Genomic DNA, 1,947 nt, shown 5'->3' on the forward strand with positions numbered 1-1,947 from the left:
TCGGCGGCCTGGAGCCGTCGCCGGACGAGCGACGGCTCCAGGCCGCCGAGGACGCGCTGACCGCCGGCGAGAACGACCTCGCCCGGGACATCGCCCGCGAGGTGCTGAGCCGGGCCACCGAGCCCGCCGAACGCGTCCGCGCCTGGATGGTGGTGATCGAGGCGGCCGGCCAGTCGATCGCCGAGGTCGACGCCGTGTACCCGCAGGCCCTCGCCGACGCGGGCGACGACCCCCGGCTGCTCGCCCTGGTCCACTACCAGCTGGCCTGGCGGGCACTGGTCATCGACGGCGACTTCGCGGCGGGCCGCGAGGAGGCCGCGCGCTCCGCGGAACTGGCCGCGCGGGCCGGGGACCGCCGTACCGAGCTGCTCGCGCTCGCCCACCAGGCGCAGGTCGAGACGTTGATGGGGCACCCGGACGCGCCCGCGACGATCAAGAAGGCGCTGAAGGAGCCGCAGGACCCGCAGCTGGCCTGTCACCACAACGGGGCGGGCGCGACCCGCTTCCGCTGGCTGATGATGAGCGACCAGTTCGGCGACGCCCGGGCCACGGCCACCGCGCTGCTGCGCGAGGTGCGGCGCCGCGGCATGGTCGAGAGCGAGGTGCACTACGTGCGCTTCCTCGCCGAGATCGAACTGCGCACCGGGCACTGCGGCCGGGCCCTCGACCTCGCCCGTGAGGGGTATGGGCTCGCCCGCGACTCCGGCATAGGCGAGGGTGCCTCCGCGATGCTCACCTCGCTCGCCGAGGCCGCCGGCGGCGATGTGGAGCGGGCGCAGGCGCTGGCCCGGGAGGCCGCCGAGCACGCCGAGCAGGACGGCGACCTGATGTACCTCTCGCGTGCCCTGGGTGCCCTCGGTCACGCCCAGTTGGTGTCCGGGGACGCGGCGGGCACCGTGCAGTCGCTGCGCCGGGTGCGGGAGTTGGAGGAGGGGCTGGGGGTCACCGACCCGGCCCGCGGCCGCTGGCAGGCCGATCTCGCCGAGGCGCTGGTGCGGGTCGGGGAGATCGCCGAGGCGCAGGACGTCATCGACGTCACCCGGCAGCGGGCGCTGCGTCTGGGCCGCGAGAGCATCCTCGCGGCCCTCGACCGGGCCGAGGCCCTCGTCCGGGCGGCGCGCGGTGAACACGACGCCGCCGTTCGGCAGTTGACGTCGGCTCAGGGCCGGCTGGCCAAGCTGGGCTGCGGGCTGGAGGAGGCGCGGGCCGCGTACGCCCTGGCGTGTCTGCGCGCCATGCCCCAGGCGCTCGGTGTCGCTCCGCGTCCAGGGGTGGCCCTCGTGACCGGTCCGGCCGCGTACGACGAGGCGTCCCGGCTGTTCCGCCGCTGCCGTGCCCTGCCGTGGCTGCGTCAGGTCGAGCAGCTCTCGGCAGCCCCGGTGCCCGTGCCGCAGCCCGCGATCGCCCCGTCGGCGCTGGACGCCCTCGCCGGGCTCGCGGCGACGGAACGGCAGGTCGCCGAGCTGGTGATGGAGGGCGCCACCAACCGGGAGATCGCCGGGAAGCTGTACATCAGCGTGAAGACGGTCGAGGCGACGCTCACACGCGTCTACCGGAAGTTGGGGATCCGGTCGCGTGTGGACATCGTGCGACTGGCGGCGGGACACCGTACGAACTGACCTCCCCGGGACCGGGTGTACGACCCCTCCCGGGGACCCGTGTGCGAAGGCTTCACGTCTGCTGCCCTGACGCGACCGCGCCTTGACACGACCCTGCCCTGGCGCGGGGCCGGTCCGGCCCGCCCTGGACTGAAGCCCTTCCGGCTCCAGCCTAGGCTCACACCACGCCCCGGGTCATCGAGGGTTTTCCCTCCCCAACTCCCTTAGGGGGATCCCCCATTGGGGGGCGTTCACAACCGGTCATACGTTTTACGCCGTGCCGCACGCCAGGGCACACAGACCGGCCCACCGCCCCCGCTCGGCTCCCCCGAGCGGGGGCGGTGGGCCG

At 74.7% G+C, this 1,947-nt stretch carries 1 protein-coding gene; it reads left to right on the forward strand.

Annotated elements, in window-relative coordinates:
• A partial coding sequence (locus tag AOK15_RS40610; protein WP_240508830.1) for a LuxR family transcriptional regulator occupies positions 1 to 1,619 on the forward strand: 1,619 nt, incomplete at its 5' end.
• Positions 1,620 to 1,947 lie beyond the last annotated feature (328 nt).

Origin of the sequence: Streptomyces ossamyceticus, assembly GCF_001418475.1 — a bacterium.
GTDB classification, from domain to species: Bacteria; Actinomycetota; Actinomycetes; order Streptomycetales; family Streptomycetaceae; genus Streptomyces; species Streptomyces ossamyceticus.